The sequence below is a fragment of the Rhizobium sp. WYCCWR10014 genome (assembly GCF_001657485.1).
Taxonomy (GTDB): Bacteria; Pseudomonadota; Alphaproteobacteria; order Rhizobiales; family Rhizobiaceae; genus Rhizobium.
This window is the reverse complement of sequence record NZ_LXFU01000027.1, coordinates 1-20241: the sequence shown is the minus strand read 5'-3', so window position 1 is coordinate 20241 and position 20241 is coordinate 1. Positions and strand designations below refer to the sequence as shown.

General features: G+C 61.1%; 19 protein-coding genes. 3 read left to right on the top strand and 16 right to left on the bottom strand.

What is annotated here, in order from left to right; all coding sequences use genetic code 11:
- Nucleotides 1-13 precede the first annotated feature (13 nt).
- The 6 genes from A6U98_RS06635 to A6U98_RS06610 form a co-directional block, all read right to left on the bottom strand.
- Nucleotides 14-1279, bottom strand: coding sequence for a glycerate kinase (locus tag A6U98_RS06635; RefSeq protein WP_064648803.1), 1266 nt, complete (start codon nucleotides 1277-1279; stop codon nucleotides 14-16).
- 138 nt (nucleotides 1280-1417) lie between these two features.
- Nucleotides 1418-2815, bottom strand: coding sequence for a dipeptidase (locus A6U98_RS06630; protein WP_064648801.1), 1398 nt, complete (start codon nucleotides 2813-2815; stop codon nucleotides 1418-1420).
- Between the two features lie 17 nt (nucleotides 2816-2832).
- Nucleotides 2833-3891 carry an ABC transporter ATP-binding protein gene (locus A6U98_RS06625; RefSeq protein WP_064648799.1) on the bottom strand — a complete coding sequence of 353 codons (1059 nt, stop codon included), beginning with the start codon at nucleotides 3889-3891 and terminating at the stop codon, nucleotides 2833-2835.
- A gap of 7 nt (nucleotides 3892-3898) precedes the next feature.
- Nucleotides 3899-4690, bottom strand: coding sequence for an ABC transporter permease (locus A6U98_RS06620; protein ID WP_064648797.1), 792 nt, complete (start codon nucleotides 4688-4690; stop codon nucleotides 3899-3901).
- Nucleotides 4687-5511: an ABC transporter permease gene (locus A6U98_RS06615; protein ID WP_064648795.1), complete on the bottom strand. Its 825-nt coding sequence runs from the start codon at nucleotides 5509-5511 to the stop codon at nucleotides 4687-4689. The genes A6U98_RS06620 and A6U98_RS06615 overlap by 4 nt, the downstream gene beginning before the upstream one ends.
- 122 nt (nucleotides 5512-5633) lie before the next feature.
- Nucleotides 5634-6674 carry an ABC transporter substrate-binding protein gene (locus A6U98_RS06610; protein WP_064649189.1) on the bottom strand — a complete coding sequence of 347 codons (1041 nt, stop codon included), beginning with the start codon at nucleotides 6672-6674 and terminating at the stop codon, nucleotides 5634-5636.
- 223 nt (nucleotides 6675-6897) lie between these two features.
- Between A6U98_RS06610 and A6U98_RS06605 the strand changes: the two genes are divergently transcribed.
- The gene (locus A6U98_RS06605; RefSeq protein ID WP_064648793.1) at nucleotides 6898-8823 is read left to right on the top strand and encodes an adenine deaminase C-terminal domain-containing protein; all 1926 of its coding nucleotides are present in this window, start codon (nucleotides 6898-6900) and stop codon (nucleotides 8821-8823) included.
- A gap of 109 nt (nucleotides 8824-8932) precedes the next feature.
- On the top strand, nucleotides 8933-9232 hold the full coding sequence (locus tag A6U98_RS35520; RefSeq protein WP_024320638.1) for a DUF6074 family protein: 300 nt from the start codon (nucleotides 8933-8935) through the stop codon (nucleotides 9230-9232).
- Between the two features lie 107 nt (nucleotides 9233-9339).
- On the opposite strand, the gene A6U98_RS06595 is transcribed toward A6U98_RS35520, so the two are convergent.
- The 9 genes from A6U98_RS06595 to A6U98_RS06555 all read right to left on the bottom strand — a co-directional run bounded on the left by A6U98_RS06595 (nucleotide 9340) and on the right by A6U98_RS06555 (nucleotide 18658).
- Nucleotides 9340-9846, bottom strand: a complete 507-nt coding sequence (locus A6U98_RS06595) for a hypothetical protein (RefSeq protein WP_064648789.1) — start codon at nucleotides 9844-9846, stop codon at nucleotides 9340-9342.
- Complete coding sequence (locus tag A6U98_RS06590; RefSeq protein WP_064648787.1) at nucleotides 9843-10463, bottom strand: hypothetical protein; 621 nt, start codon at nucleotides 10461-10463, stop codon at nucleotides 9843-9845. Before A6U98_RS06590 ends, A6U98_RS06595 begins: the two co-directional genes overlap by 4 nt.
- Nucleotides 10460-11077: a hypothetical protein gene (locus tag A6U98_RS06585; protein WP_064648786.1), complete on the bottom strand. Its 618-nt coding sequence runs from the start codon at nucleotides 11075-11077 to the stop codon at nucleotides 10460-10462. The genes A6U98_RS06590 and A6U98_RS06585 overlap by 4 nt, the downstream gene beginning before the upstream one ends.
- Nucleotides 11074-11832 carry an ABC transporter ATP-binding protein gene (locus tag A6U98_RS06580; RefSeq protein WP_064648784.1) on the bottom strand — a complete coding sequence of 253 codons (759 nt, stop codon included), beginning with the start codon at nucleotides 11830-11832 and terminating at the stop codon, nucleotides 11074-11076. The genes A6U98_RS06585 and A6U98_RS06580 overlap by 4 nt, the downstream gene beginning before the upstream one ends.
- Entirely contained in the window at nucleotides 11829-12893 is a 1065-nt protein-coding gene (locus tag A6U98_RS06575) for an iron ABC transporter permease (protein WP_064648782.1), read from the bottom strand. Before A6U98_RS06575 ends, A6U98_RS06580 begins: the two co-directional genes overlap by 4 nt.
- Nucleotides 12894-12897: 4 nt before the next feature.
- Entirely contained in the window at nucleotides 12898-14031 is a 1134-nt protein-coding gene (locus A6U98_RS06570) for an ABC transporter substrate-binding protein (RefSeq protein WP_064648780.1), read from the bottom strand.
- Between the two features lie 56 nt (nucleotides 14032-14087).
- Entirely contained in the window at nucleotides 14088-15179 is a 1092-nt protein-coding gene (locus A6U98_RS06565) for a PHB depolymerase family esterase (RefSeq protein WP_064648778.1), read from the bottom strand.
- Nucleotides 15180-15454: 275 nt separating this feature from the next.
- Entirely contained in the window at nucleotides 15455-17572 is a 2118-nt protein-coding gene (locus A6U98_RS06560; RefSeq protein ID WP_064648775.1) for a catalase, read from the bottom strand.
- Between the two features lie 189 nt (nucleotides 17573-17761).
- Nucleotides 17762-18658: a hypothetical protein gene (locus A6U98_RS06555; protein WP_064648773.1), complete on the bottom strand. Its 897-nt coding sequence runs from the start codon at nucleotides 18656-18658 to the stop codon at nucleotides 17762-17764.
- Between the two features lie 336 nt (nucleotides 18659-18994).
- Between A6U98_RS06555 and A6U98_RS37505 the strand changes: the two genes are divergently transcribed.
- Complete coding sequence (locus A6U98_RS37505) at nucleotides 18995-19174, top strand: hypothetical protein (protein WP_003558829.1); 180 nt, start codon at nucleotides 18995-18997, stop codon at nucleotides 19172-19174.
- A gap of 347 nt (nucleotides 19175-19521) precedes the next feature.
- Here A6U98_RS37505 and A6U98_RS06545 read toward each other — a convergent pair whose 3' ends face one another.
- Nucleotides 19522-19776 carry a hypothetical protein gene (locus A6U98_RS06545; protein ID WP_027666056.1) on the bottom strand — a complete coding sequence of 85 codons (255 nt, stop codon included), beginning with the start codon at nucleotides 19774-19776 and terminating at the stop codon, nucleotides 19522-19524.
- Nucleotides 19777-20241 lie beyond the last annotated feature (465 nt).

Sequence of the window (20241 nt, the reverse complement as noted above, 5' to 3'; positions counted from 1 at the left end):
TCGCCGGCGGATCCTAACGGATCAGAATAGCCCTGAAATCATTGACATTGGTTCCGGTCGGGCCGGTTTCAAAGAGATCGCTGGTGGTCGCAAAGCCAGAATAGCTGTCATTGCCGTCGAGCAGCCGGCGCGGATCGAGCCCGGCGGCGCGAAGGCGCCTTGCCGTGCCGCCATCGGCAAAAGCGCCGGCATTATCCTCCGAGCCGTCGATCCCGTCCGTGTCGGCGGCGAGGATATGAATGCCCTCCTGTCCGTCGATCGCAAGCGCCATGGCGAGCGCGAATTCGCCGTTGCGTCCGCCCTTGCCGCCTTTGGCTCTCAGCGTCACCGTCGTCTCGCCGCCGGAAAGGATGACGACCGGCTTGGAAAACGGCCTGTTGCGGCCCGATACCTCGCGGGCAATCGCCGCATGCACCAGCGCCACGTCGCGCGATTCCCCTTCGATCGCATCCGAAAGGATCGCCGGCTCGATCCCCTGCGATTTTGCCAGGGCGGCGGCTGCCTCCAGCGACACGCCGGCCGAGGCGATGATGTGATGCGCGTGCCGTAAGAAGATCGGATCGTCCGGCCGCGGTGCATCGGCCCTAGGCGAGTTCAGATGGTCGAGTGCGGCCTGCGGCAGCTGCAAACCGTATTGTCTGATGATCTCGAGCGCATCGTGCCGTGTCGAACCATCAGGGACCGTCGGCCCGGAGGCGACATGGGCCGGGTTGTCGCCGGGAATGTCGGAGACGATCAGACTGACGACCCTTGCTTTGGTCGCTGCTGCAAGTCTTCCGCCCTTGATGGTGGAGAGATGCTTGCGCACGACATTCATCGCCGAAATCGGTGCGCCCGAGGCAAGCAGCATTTCGTTGAGTGCAATCTCGTCTTCGAGGGTCAGCCCGTCCGGCGGGGCGGGCAGCAGCGCCGAGCCGCCGCCGCAGATCAGCGCGATCACCAGATCGTCTTCCGTCAGCCCGTTCACCGTCTCCATCAGCCGTTTTGCTCCGGCCAGTCCCGCGGCATCGGGCACCGGATGGGCGGCCTCGATAATCTCGATGCTGCGTGTCTCGCAGCCATAGCCATAGCGGGTGACCACTACACCTTCGAGCGCTCCGTCCCAGACGCTTTCAAGCGCCTGCGCCATCTGCGCCGCGCCCTTGCCGGCGCCGATCACCACGGTCTTTCCCTTCGGCCCATCGGGCAGATGCGCCTTGATGCCGGTCAGCGGATCGGCGGCGCGAACCGCCGCGTCGAACAGACTTTTCAGGAAATCGCGGGGAGCTGATATCGTCATCGGTGGTCTCTGCTGCCTCGGTGTCGATGGTGATGTCGGGCGCTTGCTGCACCATAGCCTACTGCATACTGCAGCAATTCAAAGTGTTACAGCGTCCTTTGCCGCTCTCGAAAAGCCGCGGGGCGCGATACGCCCGCGTCAGTCGGCGAGGGCCGCCAGGATGCGAACCCAGGATCGTATGCCTTTATGGAAGCTGGAGAGGTCATATTTTTCGTTCGGGCTATGGACGCGGTTGTCGAAGCGGGCGAAGCCGACCAGCAGGGCATCGCATCCGAGCCGCTGTTTGAATTCGCCGATGATCGGGATCGAGCCTCCCGTACCGGCAAGGGCCGCTTCGCATTGCCATTCTGTCGAAAGCGCCTGAAGCGTCCTGGTGAGAAACGGACTGTCGATCGGCATCACGGTTGCCGGCGAAAGCCCGTAATCCCTGAAGCTGACCGAACAATCCCGAGGGATACGTGCGCGCACGTGCCGCTGGAAGGCGTCGCGGATCGCCTGGGGATCTTGTCCTTCCACCAGGCGAAACGAAATCTTGGCGCTTGCCTTCGCCGGAATGACCGTCTTGAAGCCTTCGCCTGTATAACCGCCGCTCATGCCATTGATCTCGCAGCTCGGCCGCGCCCAGATCTGTTCGAGGACGGAACGGCCTGCCTCGCCGGCCGGATCTCTCAGGCCGATATCGCCGAGAAAGGCCTCCTCGTCGAAGGGCAGCCTTTTCCACAGCGCCTTGATGGCGTCGGGGAGCTCTTTCACGCCATCATAAAAACCCTCGACCGCGACGCCGCCATCGGCTCGCCTCAGGCTCGAAACCACGTCTGACAGCACCTGCAGCGGATTGCGCGCGGCATTGCCGAACATGCCGGAATGCAGGTCTTGATCGGCGCAGGTGACCTCGATTTCCGTACTAAAGATACCGCGCAGCATCGTCGTAACGGCAGGCGTTTCGCGATCCCACATATCCGTGTCGCAGACGAAAACCGCATCGGCCTTCAACTCGTCCGCCGTGGCATCCAGAAAGGGCGCCAGGCTCGGACTGCCGGCCTCTTCCTCGCCTTCGAACAGCATACTCACCTGCACCGGCAGTTTTCCGGTGACGCTCTTCCAGGCGCGGCAGGCTTCGACGAAGGTCATCAACTGCCCCTTGTCGTCGGACGCGCCGCGCGCCACGATCGCCGTATCGCCATTCGGCAAGGCTTCCATGCGCGGCTCGAACGGATCGCTCGTCCACAGCGCCAGCGGATCGACCGGCTGGACATCGTAATGGCCGTAAAACAGCAGATGCGGTCCGGACGCCGCCTTTTCGTGGGCGACGACCATCGGATGGCCGATGGTTTTGCGCACCGATGCTTCGAAGCCGATGGCAGCCAGATCCCGGCTCAGCCATTCGGCAGCAGCCCGGCATTGATCGCGATAGGCTGGGTCGGTCGAGACGCTCGGAATGCGGATCAGCTCGAAAAGCCGCGCCAGGCTGCCATCGAGGCTTTGGTCCACATGGGCAAGAACGGCATCGATATCTTGGTCCATGGCACTAGTCATCGTCTCTCCTCAGCGTTTCAATCTTCCGGATCGAGAATGCAGCATTGCTCTGCTACAGGCGTCAGCACCGCCGACCCCCCTGTTTCCAGCGGGTCGGATAGCGCCCCATTGGCGGTGATCTCTCCCGCGGCCGTCGTGCATTTGTACTGATAGGCTCGGCCGAGATAGGTGCGCGTGCCGAGCACGGCGGCGATGCCATCACCGTCACGGCTGACGGCAAGACCGTCTGCACGGCAGGCCAGCACGAAGTCGTCCTTGATCGGTCCGAATGTTTCCTGAGACAGCTGCAGCCGGGCTCCGCCGGTCGTCTCGGCGGTCACAAGCGCGCCGTTGCGCGCGGTCACCTTCATGCGGATCAGGTTCTCGAAGCCGACGAAACGGGCGACGAAGGCGTTGGCCGGCTGGCGATACAGCACCTCCGGCGCGTCGAGTTGCATGATGCGCCCGGCATTCATGATCGCCACCCTGTCGGAGATCGAGAATGCTTCCTCTTGATCGTGGGTGACGTAAAGTGACGTGGTGCCGTTGGCGCGCTGGAGCTGCCTGATTTCGACGCGCATGTCGATCCTGAGCTTTGCATCCAGATTGGAAAGCGGCTCGTCGAACATCAGAAGCGGCGGCTCGATGACCAGTGCCCGGGCGAGAGCCACGCGCTGTTTCTGGCCGCCTGACAGAGCCGACGGCAGCCGGTCGGCGAAGGCCGAAAGGCCGACGCGGTCCAGCATGGCCATCGTTCTTTTCGCCCGTTCCGGCTGGGGAATGCGACGTTGCCTCAGGCCGAAGGCAACATTGTCCTGGACGCTCAGATGCGGAAAAAGCGCGTAGTTCTGAAACACCAGGCCGATGTCGCGCGCATGCGCGGGAAGGCCGGTCAGGTCGCGCTCGCCGAGCTTGATGCTGCCGCCGGTTGGCTGGAGGAAACCGGCCACTAGGCGCAATGTCGTCGTCTTGCCGCAGCCGCTGGAGCCGAGCAGGGACACCAGTTCCCCGGCCATGACCGAGATCGACAGATCCTTGAGCACTTGCGTGCTGCCGTAATGGGCGGAGATGGAATCGATGGTGAGGGATACGGTCAAGAGCGTTCTACTTTGTCAGGAAGGTGAGACCGAGCGTGGCCTCGACGACGGCCATGACGCCGACTGTCACGAACATCAGCAGCACCGATACCGATGCGATCGTCGGATCGAAGAACTGTTCCATATGCGCAAGGATCTGGATCGGCAGCGTCGAGATGCCCGGCCCGGTCAGGAAGACCGAAACCGACACGTCGTTGATCGAGGTGATGAAGGCGAGGATGAAGGCGGCGATGACCCCGGAGCGGATATTCGGCAGGACCACGGTCAGGAAGGTTTTCAGCGGCGGGCAACCCAGGCTGATCGCCGCCTCCTCGACGGAAAAATCGAAGGCCGCCAGGCTGGCGCCGACGACACGCACCGAATAGGGCAGGATCAGCAGCGCATGGCCGACCAGCAGGCTGATGAAGATCGGCAGTCCGAGGCCTATCGTCACCGATTTCATCAGCGAGAAGCCGAAGACGATCTCCGGCACCAGGATCGGCAGGACGAAAATGGTGGAAAGCCAGCGCGGCAATTCCACCCGGTAGCGGTTGATCGCATAGGCCGCGGGCACGCCGATCAGCAGAGAGAGCGCCGTGCCGAAAAAGGCGACCTGCAGGCTGGTCAACGCGGTCGTGCGGAAGGCCTCGATCTGGAAGATATTGACGAACCAGCGCAATGTCAGGCCCTGCGGCGGGAAGGTCAGATAGGTCGTGTCGCTGAAGGCCGCACCCACGATGATGACCAGCGGCGCCAGCAGGAAGAAGAAAACGCAGGCCGCGAAGGCGGCGAGGATCGGGTGAATGCGCCTGTCCATCACACCGCCATCGGATTGAGCCGGCGTGCGATGCGGCTCATGATGAGGACGACGCCGAGGGTCAGCACCACCATGATGGCGGCGATCGTCGATGCCCCCACCCAATCGAAGGTCACCATGGCGCGCTGGTAGAGGAAGGTCCCCATCATCATCTGCTTTTCTCCGCCGAGCAGTTGCGGTGTCGCATAGGAGGTGAAGCTGCCGGTGAAGACCAGGACCGCGCCGACGATGAGGCCGGGTGTCGCGAGCGGCAGGATCACCTGAAAGAATGTCATCAGCGGTCTCGCGCCGAGCGAGGCGGAGGCATCGATCAGATCGCGCGGGATACCTTCAAGCACTCCGACCAGCGTCAGGATCATCAGGGGAACGAAGAGATAGACCATGGCGACGATCACCGAGCCTTCGGTGTAGAGCATCGAAAGCGGCTCACTGGCGATGCCGGTCGAGATCAGCATGGCGTTCAGGATGCCGTTCTTCCCGAGAATGATCAGCCATGCGAAGGAGCGAACGACAACACCGGTCAGCAACGGAAAAACCGCCGCGACGATCATGATGCTCTTTGCGCGACCGGGCATCTGCGCAATCACATAGGCGGTGATGAAACCGACGGTGAGGGAGATCGCCGTCGTGACTAGGGCGACCTCCAACGTCCGATAAAGAACCGCCCGCCGAAAACTGCTGCTGAAGAATGTCACATAGGGCGCAAACACGCCCTTCGGTTCCGCAAACGTCGCGGCGATGGTGATGGCGACGGGAACGATGAGAAGCACAACGACGGCAATCGTCGCCGGCATCGTCAATCCCCATCTGGCAAAATGTTTCATCTTAAAACTCGTGGCATGTCCTGATATCACGGGCGCCGCATCTCGAATTCGGATATGCGGCGCTTCCATGACTGGCCCAGGTCCGGCAATAAACCGGCCTCAGGCCGAGAATATCGCGCAGCTTACTGACCGAAGACTTCGTTCCAGCGATCGATCCAGTCTGCCTTCGCGGCATTCATCTTGGCATAGTCGATGCGGGTGAGGCTCGCGACCATATCCGGGCCATAGGTCCAGATCTTCGCCTGGTCCGGCGTCAGACTGACCTTGGTCGAGATCGGCGCATCGACGCCTTGTTCGGCTTCAGCCTGCTGGACTTCCTTTGACAGGATGAAGTTGATGAATTGATGTGCGAGTTCGACATTTTCCGAACCCTTCGGGATGTTCACGGTATTCAGCGTGGCGATGTCGCCGTCCTTGAGCTTGGCCCATGTCATCGTCGGAACGGCCGCCTGCATCGATGCCAGGGTGAAGTCCTGGGCCAGCGCAACGCGCACTTCGCCTGTTGATATCAGGTTCACCAGCTCCGAGCCGGTGTTGTAGTTCTTGACGACATTGGGCTGTAGCGCCTCGACTTCCGAAAAGGCCTTGTCGGTGTCTTCATAGGCATCTGCGCCGCCATGTTTGCCGGCTTCCAGAACGACCAGCGGGCCGGCAGTGGTGGTGATACCGGGCAGGGAGACGGAGCTTTTCAGATCGTCGCGCCACAGGTCGCCCCAGGCAGTGATCGGCGGATTGACCTTGGCGGAATCATAGACGATGCCGACGCGACCGATCGTATAGGCGGGGCCGTATTTACCCTGAGGCGCCTTGCCCAGTTCGTAGATATCCGCGAGGTTGGAGATCTTCGACGCATCGATCTCCTGGAACAGTCCCTGTTCGATGCCGAGCTGCGAGAAGCTGTCGGTGAGATAGATGACATCGACACCCTTGCCATCGCGCAATTTCAGCTTGTTGAGCCGGTCGGCATTGTTGCCGGTCTCGAACACGATCTCGCAGCCGCAGATCTTCTTGAACGGCGTGATGATGTTCGCATTCATCTTCTCGCCGTTATAGCCCCACCAGGAGATGGTCAGCGTCTTCGATTGCGCATGTGCCGCAACGGTGCTGCCGACGGCGGCAAGCAGCCCAAGAGACAGGATTTGGGCAAAACGTCTGGCCTTCATGAGCATAGTCCTTCTGTGAAAAGCGGGGTTGGCAATCGGGATCATACCCCAGGATTTGAGGGATACTATTTTTTGATCTGTCAGGCCGCAAGCTCAATAATTGGGCAAATGCGCTCTTCTGTCGGGAATTTTCCGGGGTCGGCCGATCAGTTAACTCCCGGTTGATGACGTCTGGTCATCGCTCACAAAACGTGTGGTTCATCAGCGCTTTACACATCTGGGTATGGTCTCTACGGTCCGGCGGTTCCAGCATCTCACGGGCATTTCATTCATGGCCACTTCACGCACCGCTCTTCCCGACGATCTGCTGATCAACGCGTCCGACGAGGTTCTGACGCGCCAGGATCTTGTGCTGACGGCGCTCGGACGCCGGCCCGCCGACAAGCTGTTGCGCGTGGGAAGGTTACTTGATGTCCATTCGAGGACATGGCTTGACGATCAGGAGATCGTCATCAAGGGCCGCCGTATCGCCTATGTCGGCCCCGCCGGCAGTTACGAAGGCGAGGTGAGCGAGCGGTTCTCGGAGCCCGATCTTGCAGCCGTGCCGGGCTTCGGCGAAGCGCACAAACATATCGAAAGCTCCCATCTGACGCCCGAATGGGAGGCGGCTTTGGTGATGCCGCATGGTGTGACCTGGACATGCGAGGCGAGCCACGAATTTTCCAACGTCAACGGCCCCCGCAATCTGGAATTCTGGCTGGAAACGCGCCGGCGCGGATCGCCGATGAAAATCTTTCCCCTGCCTGGCTCCGCCGTGCCACCGACCGCCTACGAGTGGGGCGGCGGCTGGTTCGGTTATGACGAACAGAAGGCCTTTCTCTCCGAGAGCCTGATGGTTGCCGGGCTCGACGAGGTCATGGACTGGCCGTCGATCTCCGACCCCGGCAATCCTTCCTACGATCGGCTATGGGGCATGATCGGCGCGACCTTCGAGCAGCGCGGCGTGGTCGAAGGCCACGGCGCCGGACTGCGCGACATGGCCTCGATCAATGCCTTCGCGGCAGCGGGTCTCGCTTCGGATCACGAAGGCTGGTTTCTCGACGAGATCTGGCAGAAGCTTCTCCACGGTCTTTTCATCGAGCTCAGGCCGCATTCCCTGCCGGAGGTCATCCGCGGGCTGATCGACAAGGGGCTGACGGACTGGTCGCAGATCGCCCTGGTGACCGACGACCGCAGCGCCTCGGACACGCTGAAAATCGGTGCGACCGACCACAATGTCCGCCTCGCCATTGAAAACGGCCTTGCGCCGGAGATCGCCATCCAGTGCGTCACCCTCAATCCGGCACGCCATATGCGGCTGACACCTTGGGTCGGATCGATCGCGCCGGGCCGTTTCGCCGATTTCGTTCTTCTCAACGACGTCGCCAGCCTGTCGATCGAAAAAGTGTGGGCGGACGGGCGTCCCGTGTCCGAGGGTGCGAACTTCATCGGCGTGCGTCCTGAAATCGATTGGCCGCAATGGGCGACGCGCACCGTGAAAATAGACAGGACGGTCACGGCTGACGATTTCCGCATCGAGGCGCCGACGAACCGGACCACGGCTAACGCAGCACTTTTGCGGCCGTTTCACTGGCACGACGATTTCATCACCATGGAATTGCCGGTGGAAGAGGGCGCCGTGCAGCGGGATTCCGCGCGCAATGTCACCAAATTCGCGATTGTCGACCGGTTTTCCGGAGAGGCCAAGGTCTCCAGGATGTTCTGGCTGGGCACCGGACCACGCACGCCGGAGACGGCGCTCGCCTCCACGCTCGGGCACGACAAGCACAATATCTGGACGGTCGGCTCATCGGATGAGGCGATGGCGATATCAGTCAATGCCCTGAATGAGCAGCAGGGCGGCTGGGTGCTGGTCTCCGGCGGCAAGATTCTGGCCCGCGTCCGCTACGAGGTCGGCGGCCTGATGACGGCGCGTTCGGCCGAAGCGCTCGATGCGGAGATGCAGGCCCTTTATGCGGCCGGCGCCGGGATCGACTGGATGTATGAGCCGACCTTTTCGCCTCGATGGTGGCCGGGCTTTCCCGAACGCCTGTCATTTGCGACGCTGACCTGCTCGCCCTGGCGCTGGGTCCTGGTCGCGCCGTCGGAGCTGGCGCCGGAGGGGTTCGTGAACGTGCTCACCGGCAAAACCCATCCGATCGTCTGGTGACATCGCGGTCCGCTAAATTTCCACCTGATTGATCTTCTTACTGCAGCAAATAGAAAGCATTAACCATAGTCCCGTAGACAACGAACAGGATCAAAGGAACCTGTGTTCGATGGCTACTGAAATGACCCGCCGGCCTGCCGGCGCCAATGAAGGCAGAATTATTGCCTTTCCCGCTGGAACCGGAACTGCGAATATTGAGCGCTGCGCTCGCGAACTCGGCCGGCGGCATGGCGCAGATGCGATAGAATTCTGGAAGGCCGAATGCCGCAGGCTTGCCGATCAGCTTCTGGCGGCCGGGATGCCGGAGAGCGATGTCGGTCAGCGGGTGCTGCAGTTTCAGCAAGACGTCCAGAGCGAACTGGTCTTCAGCCATCAAAACGGGCCACTGCCCAAGTCTCAAAACCGATAGTGGCGATCTTCGGGGAGGTCTGCCGGATCTGGACCGAAACCGCGCTATCGAACTCGCTTTTCCGATCGTGGTCGATCTGCAGTTTCTCCTGTGAGAGTGGGGCGTCCCTATCCCCCTTCGTAAACCGCCTCCGGCGGTAGCGCCAGCAGGCGATCCGCCATCTCCTGCTTTAGCCAGGCGAGACGCTCCTCTTCCTGGGGTGTCCGGTCGGGCTTGCGGCCGAGCATGATGAATTCCTCGCGGACATGGCCGTCGCGCAGTTGCAGGGTGACGGTGCGGCCGCGATAGCTGAGCTCGAAGACGTAGCGGGCGAGGATGTCGCCGCGCTCCGGCCGATCGAGCAAGGGGTCGACGCTATAGCGTCCTTCCGTCAATGCGCGTGTGACCATTTCGAAAGCGTCACGCCCGCCCGGACCGCGAAAGGCCGTGCGGATCGATATTTCGCGGCGCTCCGGCGGTCCGTCGGCGCTGAGCAGCGGAAAGGCGCGCTCCATCACCTTGAAGGCATGGGCGACCCCGCCGGGAAAACCATAGCCGTGATAATGCATGATGTCGGCGAAGCCGTAGGCAAGCGGCTTGCCGTCTTCGAGCACTTCGATCTTTGTTTCGTTCATTCCGATTTTCCCTTATCCAGTTCCTTGCGCATCCACGGAAAGAAACCATCCAGGAAGTGCGTCGTTGCCGGCATGAAATGCGATCCGTGGTGGAAGCAGGGATCGAGGCTGGTGATCACCATGCGTCCCGCCGTCGTGACCTCGTCCACATAGAGGATCGGCTTGCCTTCCTCATTCACGGCCAGAACCTCGACGCCCTCAGGCGGGTCGAACCAGCCATGGAGATGCCAGGTCAGGTCGTCCTGACCGAGATGTTCGAACAGCGAATGGCCGGGTGCTGAGATCCTGACGCCGAGATCGGCGCCCTGGGTCAGCCACCACCACCAGTTTGTCGGTTGCGGCGTGAAATGGATCGCTGGCAGGAACGCTTCCCATGCGGTCTCGCCGGTCGCAACGATCGTGCCGCCCTGGTCGAGATAGGTGCGCAGTTGCGCTGCATGCGGCGCCATCCGGTCCGCCGGCGTCCGGCAGGGAATGAACAGCACCTGGTGTTCGCTAAGCTCGACCGAGGGCAGCTCCTCCGGCCGCACCAGGCGGTCGAAATGATGCTGGTAGCGCGGCGCTTCCAGCGTCTCGATGTGGTAGTAGGCGCCGGGATGGATCGCGAGCACGCTCATCGGTTCAGCTCCCCCGCCAGCCAGGCGATAACACGGCCGGCCAGTTGCTTTTTGATGTCGGGATCGTCTCCGCAACCCCAGAACTCGTTTCCGGCATGCGACAATATCTCTCCGCCCGCCGGCCGCGCCCAGATCCAGTCGACGGGAACCGCAGCCGGTCCCAACGTATTGATCGCAACGGCGCCTGATGGCATCGGGTTGTGTCCGCGGCCGTAGAAACCGGCGACGCCGCGGTTCGTTTCCAGCATCCTCTGGTCGATGCCGGCAAAAACAGGATGATCGAATTGCCTGACCTGTACGAAGTCGGCTCTTTTCGGCTGCGGCATCGGGATATAGGCGCCGAGCTCCGGCAGGATCGGCCGAAGCATGTGGCCGCTGAAGATCCACCGGCCGCCTCGGTCGAGGAAAGATGCTACCGCCGGCGCGTATCTGAGGAAGCCGACCTGATCGAGATGGGTCGTGGTGATGAGGCCACTTACGGTGGCGAAATGCGCCTCGGTCAGCTCCATCTCGCGTACGGTGACCAGCTTGCCCTGCGCGGTCGCCTCGGCAAAAGCCGGCGGGTTCATGCTGAAAGGGTCTTGATAATGCGACTGGATCAAAAGGATGCTCATGCGGCGCAAATTCCTGCAAAGGCGGGCAGAACCGCCTGATGCCTGTCGCCTGTCGGGCCGAAAAGCTCGACCACCCGCATGGGGACACCGTAAAGCCGTTCGAGATGTTCCGGCGTAATCGTCTCCGCGACCGGACCGAACAGCGATTGACCATCCGGCATCATCAGCAGCGCATCGTCGGCGGCGGCAAGCGCATGGTTCGGATCATGCGTCGTGAAGGCGATTGCCTTGTCGCGCGGTTCGCGCAGGCTTTTGAGCAGGTTCAGCAGCCGCTCCTGGTTGCGAAGGTCGAGTGCCGCCGCCGGCTCGTCGAGGACGATCGCCTCCGACCCGGTGGCGAGCGCTCGCGCGAGAAGCACGAGCTGCCGTTCGCCGCCGGAGAGCCGATCGAAGAAATGATCGGCGAAGCGGGCAGCTCCCGACCGCTCGAGTGCCGCATGGGCAATCTCGAAATCGGAAGGTCCTGGTTGGCCGAACAGGCCGAGATGCGCTGCCCGTCCCATGACGGCGACATCGATGGCGCGGTAGCGCTGGTTGCTGCTTCCGGTCTGCGGGACATACCCGACGATAGCAGGCGCCACGCGGCTGCCCGCGTCCAGCCGCTGAAAGCCGAGCATGGCTTTCAGCGTCGTCGTCTTGCCGCGGCCGTTGGGGCCGAGAATGGCGAGCGAGCGCCCGACGGGCACTGAGAAACTCAGGCGGTCGAGGATGGTGCGCGCCCCGAACCTGACGATCGCATCCGTCAATCCGATCATGATCCGGTCCTTTCGCGATAGTGATGGCGCAGGAGAGCCGCAAAGATCGGCGCGCCGACAAGGGCGGTGATGACGCCGAGCGGGATTTCCGCGGCCGTCGCGGTGCGGGCGAGGGTGTCGATGCAGACCATGAATCCTGCGCCGAGCACGGCGGCTGCCGGCAGCAGCGCGCGGTGATCATGGCCGACCAGCAGACGAGCGGCGTGGGGAATGACGATGCCGATCCAGCCGATGATGCCCGAAACCGCGACCTGGCTGCCGACGATGACGGCGATGAGGCAGAAAACCAGCCACCTCTCGCGTGTGGTATTGGCGCCGAGGCTGCGGGCTTCGGCTTCGTCGAGCGACAGGATGTTGAGCCGGAAGCGGAGCATCCACAGGAAGCAACTTCCCAGAATGAGGCCCGGTGCTGCCACCAGCGTGCGTTCCCACGTGGCTGTCGCGAAGGATCCCATCAACCAGTAGACGATGGCGGGAAGGGACGTGTTGGGATCGGCGATGAATTGCAGCAGCGAGACGACCGCCGAGAACATCGAGCTGATGACCAGTCCCGACAGGATCACGGTGACCGTTTCCGACCGGCCGTTGATGCGCGACAGCAGCCCCACCAGGATAACGGCCGCCATGCCGCAGAGGAACACCATGGCGATCAGCGGAAATCCCCAGATGCCGAGCATGATCGCCAGCGCGCCGCCGAAGGCGGCACCCTGGGAAATGCCCAGTATGTCTGGCGAAACCAGCGGATTTCGAAACACGCCCTGAAGGCCGGCGCCTGAGATGGCGAGTCCGGCGCCGGCAAGTGCGGCAAGCACGACGCGCGGCGCACGCACCAGCAGCACGATGCGTTCGTCGATCCCGGCAAGCTCCCGCGACGGGTCGCTGATCCCTTGCCAGATCAGTTCGAGCGCACGTCCAGCCGGCACGGAGAACCGTCCGACGCAGAGGCTGACGGTGACGGCGACCACCAGCAGCACCAGCAGCAACGTGAAGACCAGTGTCTGCCTGGCGAGGTGAATCCGGCGAGCAGCGGGCGCCATCTCCTCCTGCGTTATCGTCGCCATGACGTCACTTTGCCTCGAACTGCGCGTAGTCGGCGGCAGCGCCCTGTTCCTTCAGCCAAAGGATATTGTCGATATCGCTATCGGCCAGGTCGTAGTTGTAAAGCGTCTTGTAGGCCGTCTTCATTTTCGTGCGCAGATCGTATTTGAAGATCTCGGGATGGAGCAGGTTGGCCGTCCACATCCAGGACAACGGCGATTCCTGGCTCGGCGGATCCCAGCGATAGCCGCCGAGCGGCATCTTGTAGACCCGCTTGGATTTGGCGGCATTGGTCAGAGACAGGATCGGATCGTTATAGACCCAGTCGACGTTCAGCTTCGCCTCGAAAGCATTGAGGAAGATGACGTCGGGGTTCCAGGCTGCGATCTGTTCCTTGTTCACCGAGACGGTACCGTTAAGTTCGTCCGAGGCGTTTTTCCCGCCGGCAAGCCCGATGGACCAGGCATTGTAATTGCCCTTGGTGCCGGAGGCGCTGATATCGGAGAGCGCGCGGCCGAGATAGAGAACGTTCGGCTTCTTGTCGTCGGGGATCGCCGTCGCCTTGGCCTGGATATCCTTCTGGACGCGGTCGCGCCATTCCACCAGTTCGCCGATCCGCTCCGGCTTGCCGATCGCCTTCGCGGCCATGGTCATATAATCGCGGGTCAGCTCTTCCGTGCCGTAAAGGATCAGCATCGTGGTGAGCCCGGCATTGGTGATGGGCGCGACGATATCGGCGCCGCGATCACCCCATTGGATGACGAGATCGGGATTGGCGGCGGTGAGCGCCTCGACGTTCGGCACGAAATTCGGCGCCGTCACGTCCGATGGAATATCCTTCGCCTCGGGGAAGATCTTTCCGAGAATCCCTTCGACCACGGCGCTCTTTGCCGTCGGGTTCATGCCAATGAGCTTCCGGGTGCTGCCATCCAGCGCAATGACGGTGGAAGCCATAGGGATAACGATCGAGACGACACGTTCGGCAGCCTTTGCCAGCCGCACCTCGCGGTTCCCTTGATCCTTGAAGACGATCTCCTCGGCAAAAGCTGCCGGTGCAAACAGCATGGCGGCAAGTGCAGCCGCCATGCGGCGGCGCGAAGCAGCTGTGATAAAAAGCGAAAGCGGAACCATGGTGTCTCCCCGTATGACGATGAGCGCCATTCCTATTCCGCGTATTTATTCTTGTCTACAAATCTCCACTTTAATTAGCGACATGACTACTTCATCAGCCCAGCGGACCGGAGGGCATCTTCAATGACCTTCTGAATGCCGCCACGATCGCTACCTGTGCCGAATCGATCTGCAGCGTTTTCCGGTTGCGCAGCAGAGGGTTTTGCGTCGCGCCGTTTTTCAAATGAGGGGACCAGACCCCAGGACCTGGCAGTTTCGACGGTCGAGGAAATTCCGACGTCAAGCATAAAGGGGCCGCTTGCCCCGTAGCCGGTGCCGACATCGAGCGGCGTGCCGTGATCCATCCCGGCAATCGTATAGAGCTCGATCACTTCGACACCGTGAGCATCGGTCCAGACCTTTCGCTGGTGTCGTCCGATATCTTCGGCACGCCCCGGCAATGCGTCGACGCCGTGGATATTTCTCCATTGCTCCACGATCGCATTCGCATTGGATGGCACGACGGTTCTATCTGCGCTCCCCTGCCAGAGTGATAATGTCGGCCACGGGCCTTTGTGCCCTGAAGCGTTTCTCAACCGCAGTTCAAGCTCCTTGCCGGTCGGACCGCCGTGACCGCGCATTCGATCGAACGCCTCGGGAATAGTCGCGGCACTTGCATATGGCAGGCCCGCGATGATCGCGCCGCCCGCGAAAACCTCGGGATAGGTGGCGAGCATGGCTGCGGCCATGGCGCCGCCAGCCGAAAGCCCGGTCACGAACACGCGCCTGCCGTCGATACCGTGTTCCGCAACGACCTTTGCGATCATCTGACGAATGGAACATACCTCGCCGTGATCCCGGCGGATGTCCTCCGGGTTAAACCAATTGAAGCAGAGGTTTGGATTGTTTGCACGTCGTTGCTCGGGAAACAGCAGCGCGAAGCCGTAGTCCTCGGCCAATCGCGACCAACCGGACCCGATATCGTACCCGGCGGCAGTCTGGGTGCAGCCGTGCAGGACGACGACCAGGGGCATGTTTTTTCCGCGCTTCGACGGCAAATAGGTGTAGCCCCCTAAGGCACCCGGGTTTGAGCCAAACGCATCCAAGGCGATGAGATCGGGGTTGTTCTGCGTCGGTTGGGCGCCAAGGGTTCCTCGCAGCGCAGCAAGGCGTGCGAGGGTGTCTGACATAGATCTCATGAAAGTCTCCGCCAATCAGCAGCCGGGATGGCGGTGATGCCTGACTAAACGCGTCAGACGGCCAAAAGTTGCTGCACTGCACAATATTTCGGGAATTACCGCATTTCTGCGGCAGAGGCGATCTTTCTCGTGGGGAACTAGGTAAGCTATTGAAATATATTATTTTATTTTCGACATAAGGGAAGCAAACCTGCTGGCAACCGTATGAAACCCGCGTTTCCGCGGGTTTCATTATTGCCATAAGCCATTCTCATGCTTTCATGACGACGAGCCGGTCAATTCAATTTGACCGATGGCTCCCGACCCCAGACCCGCAGTTTGCCAAGCGCCTTGATAAAGGCCGTGACATCCTTCGCCGCTCCGAGCGTAATCACGCCCTCATCCAGGGAATCGGCAATTCCGGCCTTCTGCATCAGCGGCAGCGCTGTTTCCACATAGCCGATGAACTTGCAGTGTACGAAGGCGTCCGCCACGAAATCGCGGGCCGTGGCCTCCTTCAGCAGATCGCTGGTTCCCTCGGCTGAGGGGAGGAGGGCGACCGCGTCGTAAAGCACCGAAGGTCCGCCGTCGATCATCTGATGTGCTTCGATCCAGTTGCCGTCCGAGAGTGTCACGCCGCCGATCTTCGGCGCGATCACTTCGAACGTTGCCTTCTGCGCGGTGATCTCGGCTAGCAGCGCCTTGAAGATAGCGGCATCGGTAGCATCGCTGACAAGAATGCCGAGCTTGCGTCCTTCGAACCGCTTCGGACCGCGCTCGATGATGCTGAGCGCCGGCGACGGCTCGAGATCCTGCCGCGTCGGCATGGCCGCATCGGCAGGGTTCGGCATCGATTTGAAGCCGAGGGCGTGGCCGACCTTGCTGGCCAGCGTCTCATCGATGTTCAAGAGATGCGAGACCATACGCTCACGAATGACCGGCGTTTCGACCTTGCTCAGTTCGAAGATCAGCGCCGCGGCGATATGGCGTTGCTCCGGCGGAGTCTGGCTGATGTAGAATTGCCGGGCCTGGCTGTAATGATCGGCAAAGCTTTCCGGCCGCAGCCGAACCTTGGGGCCCTGCTCCTCGGCCGGGAAGTGGCGATAGCCCTGGACCGGCGATTCCCGCGGCCCCTGATTCCAGGAATTCGGCTGGTAATTGACGCGTCCGACAGGATTGCGCATGGCCATATGGCCATCCTGCTGGAAATTGTGGAAGGGACACTTCGGCGCGTTGATCGGCAGATGGGTGAAATTTGGACCGCCCAGACGTTTCAACTGCGTGTCGAGATAGGAGAAATTTCGTCCCTGCAGCAGCGGGTCGTTGCTGAAGTCGATGCCGGGGGGAACGTTCTGCGTCATGAACGCGACCTGCTCGGTCTCCGCAAAAAAGTTCTCGGGCATTCGGTCGAGCACGAGACGGCCGATCGGTTTGACCGGAAGGATCTCTTCGGGAATGATCTTCGTCGGATCGAGGATATCGAAGTCGAACGTGTCGGCGAAGTCCTGGTCGAAAAGCTGTACGCAAAGTTCCCATTCCGGAAAGTTTCCCGACTGGATCGCCTGCCAGAGGTCGCGGCGATGGAAATCCGGATCCGCACCATTGATCTTGACCGCCTCGTTCCAGGCGACGGACTGCAGGCCGAGCTTGGGTTTCCAGTGGAATTTGACGAAGGTCGATTCATCCGCTGCATTGACGAAGCGGAAGGTGTGAACGCCGAAACCCTCCATGAAGCGGAACGAACGCGGGATAGCGCGGTCCGACATCACCCACATGACCATGTGCATGCTTTCGGGCGTCAGCGTGATGAAATCCCAGAAATTGTCATGCGCCGACTGCGCCTGCGGAAATTGCCTGTCGGGCTCCGGCTTTACGGAATGAATGACGTCTGGAAACTTGATCGCGTCCTGAATGAAGAAAACGGGGATGTTGTTGCCGACCAGATCCCAATTTCCCTGCTGGGTGTAGATCTTCACTGCGAAACCACGCACGTCGCGCGCCAGATCGAAGGAACCCTTGCTGCCGGCGACGGTCGAAAACCGGACGAAGGCCGGCGTCTTTTCGCCGGGCCGCTGGAAAAGATCGGCCCGGGTATAGGCGGCCAGGGATTCATATGTTTCGAAGTAGCCATGGGCTCCATAGCCACGCGCATGCACGACCCGCTCAGGGATGCGCTCGTGGTCGAAATGAAAGATTTTCTCACGGAAGTGGAAGTCGTCGATGAGAGCAGGGCCACGGGCGCCAACGCGAAGCGTATTCTGATCGTCGGAAACGGGGCCACCTTGCGCTGTGGTCAGCACCGGCATCCCGTCTTCGGCAAACTGATGAAGCTCGCCGCCTGCACCCCGGTGCAGTTTCTGATCATGGATCGTTGCGTTGTCCGAGGGCGAGGTTTGGGAGGTCTTTTTGGCCATCTATATTCTCCGGAAAGGGTTTCACCTAACCGAAGCTCCCCAACGGCCACATGTTCCGCTCGATGCGAAATAAACCGACGCTCGGCGAGAGGCCGCCTGGATGAGGCCGAAAGTCGACGACAGGAGACCTGAGGCCCAACAAAAAGGGGCGCGTGGCCTGTCGACCCTGCGCCCCCATTTCCGTCGATCTTAGATCCGGGAGGTAACGATGAGATCTTCCTCTTCGTCGCGTTGCGACCCGCCGAACGCCGCGGCGGCAGCAGCGATGAATGCCCCGATCAGAAGTGACAACGCGCCGAGCAATGCCGTGGTGGAGGCAGCCTTGCGTGCCTCATCGGCGGCTTTCTGGGCGGCGACCTTGGCGTCGTCGATGCGCTTCAGCACAGTGTCGACGCGGGTGCGTGCATCCGCCTCGGAAAGGCCGGTGCGAGCAGAGACGATGGTGGCTAGATAAGCCTTGTCGTCATCCGGGATCTGGCCGGCCGCCGCACCGTTGAGGAGGATGCGGGAGACCTCCGCCGTTGCAGCAGCATCATCGGTTGTTGCTCCTGCACGGGCCTGTTCAGGACGCAGCAAAGCGTCGGTAAAATAGGCGGTGGGCAGATCCGCGGCCGATGCCGTCGATGACGCCGCCGTGCCTGCGGCGGTGGCGGCCGAGCCGACGGCTTGTGCGCCCGCACCGGCAAGAGAGGTCAGCGACGAGGCTAGAAATCCGGCAACGAAAATCGTCGCCAGCGCCCAGCTGATGAAGCCATGTGCGGTGTCGCGGAAGAATACCTCGTCGGTGTGGACGGCCGCCCACTTCGTGCGCAGCCGGCCGGTGATATAACCTCCAAGCCCGGAGGAGAGCCATTGCACGACGACGAGCCAGATCGCTGCCGTCACCCCGACCGTGCCGAGCGAGCTGCTTTGCCCCGCCCAGGGCGACACCATCGTCAACCCAACCCCGGATCCAAGCAGCAAAAGAATGAGGGTCACTCCGATGGCAGCGGCGGCGCCTCCGAAGATAGGCCCCCATGTCATGGCGGATTTGGAGGATTCGACCGGAGTAGCAATCTCTCCGGAACCAGTCATTGAAACCGACATGATCTGTCCCTATCGCATAAACAGAGCAAGAAGGATGATGATCGGCAGTGGAACACCAAGCAGCCAAAGCAGAATACCGCGACCCATGAAAGACCTCCTGTCAGAAACTGACGTTACGTGGTTGATGCCACTCAACTTTGAACCACGGTCTTTGTTCCCGGCCGGCTTGGCCATCGACGATCTTCGTGCGGAGCTGATCGAGATCGATAAGAATCTTACGCCTTCGCAGCTGACGTCCGGCGAAGAGAGCGCCATATCTTGAGGGACAAGGTGATCTTGGCAGGAGAGAGCAGAAGCTCTCGTCACTCGGTCGCAGCCTAAACTGGAGAGGAATCGATGAACAAATTTCGGGCATTTGTAGCAGCCGGAGCAATCAGTCTTGCCGCAATGACCTCGGCATGCTCGACGCCGCCGAATTCATACGGCTCGGCATCGGGATATCAGCCGGGAGATTCAATGAACCCGGCCTGCGCCGATGGATTCCGACCCGGTGACGGCCGTTCGTGCAGCTATTAGAGGGGGCCGTCTCTTTGCACGTACAATAAACGGGATCGTCCGGAGCGTCAGGCGGGCGGTCATTTCCTGTTGATGACAGCCCCGACGGCAGCGCCGATCGCGACACCGAACGTGATGCCGATCGCGGCGTCATCGAACAGCATCGGGCCGACTGCGGCGCCCATTCCGATTCCTATCGCCGTACCCAGAGCCATGGCCGTGATCTTATACAGCTGTGGCGATAGTATGTGTTGCGATCGCAATCGACGGTAGCTTTGGCTTCGCCTTGCCCATATCTCCAACCGACCGCGCCGGGAGGAGCGTCGTTTCTAGGCGCGCCCGCCGGTCCTATTGACTGCCAGTCCTGTTTACCGTTTTTTCCGGAGGTCACCTGGCAAAGCATCAATGAGTTGATGCACTTTTCCGGTGGCGAATACGATGTCCTCGCGCGGCAGATGGACTGTTATCTCAATCTCTTCCCACCTACCGCCATGGTCTTTTGCGAACCTGACGGCGGCTTCCAAAGACGTGAACTGCACGGCCGGTGCTTTGGCGGTCCAAAACTGCACGCTGCAGTCCGCCGCACTGTAATCTAAAAATGCTTTTTCAGGATCTAGCGCCATGGCGTTTGCTTTACACCGCCGGCGGTTGGTTGGCCAGCAGTTGCCTACCCATCGTAAAAGCGCATGACTAGGCTGCCGGCTTGACGGCGATGCGCGCGCGGATGGCGACCCGGGCAGGGATGGTCTTGGATAAAAAGAAAGGGTCGGGCGAATGCTCGCGCCGACCCTTCATTGATTGCATCAGCAGGGTGCCAGTACATCCGTGGTCACCAGCAAAAGCCATCTGATAGATTGAATTTATGCGCCTCGTGAATTTTCGCAAGGATTAGGGGGCTGATTTAGGGCTAGGTATGGGCGACCTAGTTGCCCGTCTTGCGGCACTACCAGGTGACAAACCGGCGCACGCCCTCTTGGACACCAAAAATTTCTTCTTGGACGGAGAAGGTTCAGTGCGTTCGGGTCACAAGCATGTGTCCAGCCGAGACGTCAAAGTCCAGTCCCTCCCGTCCTGCGCGAGAGAAGTAA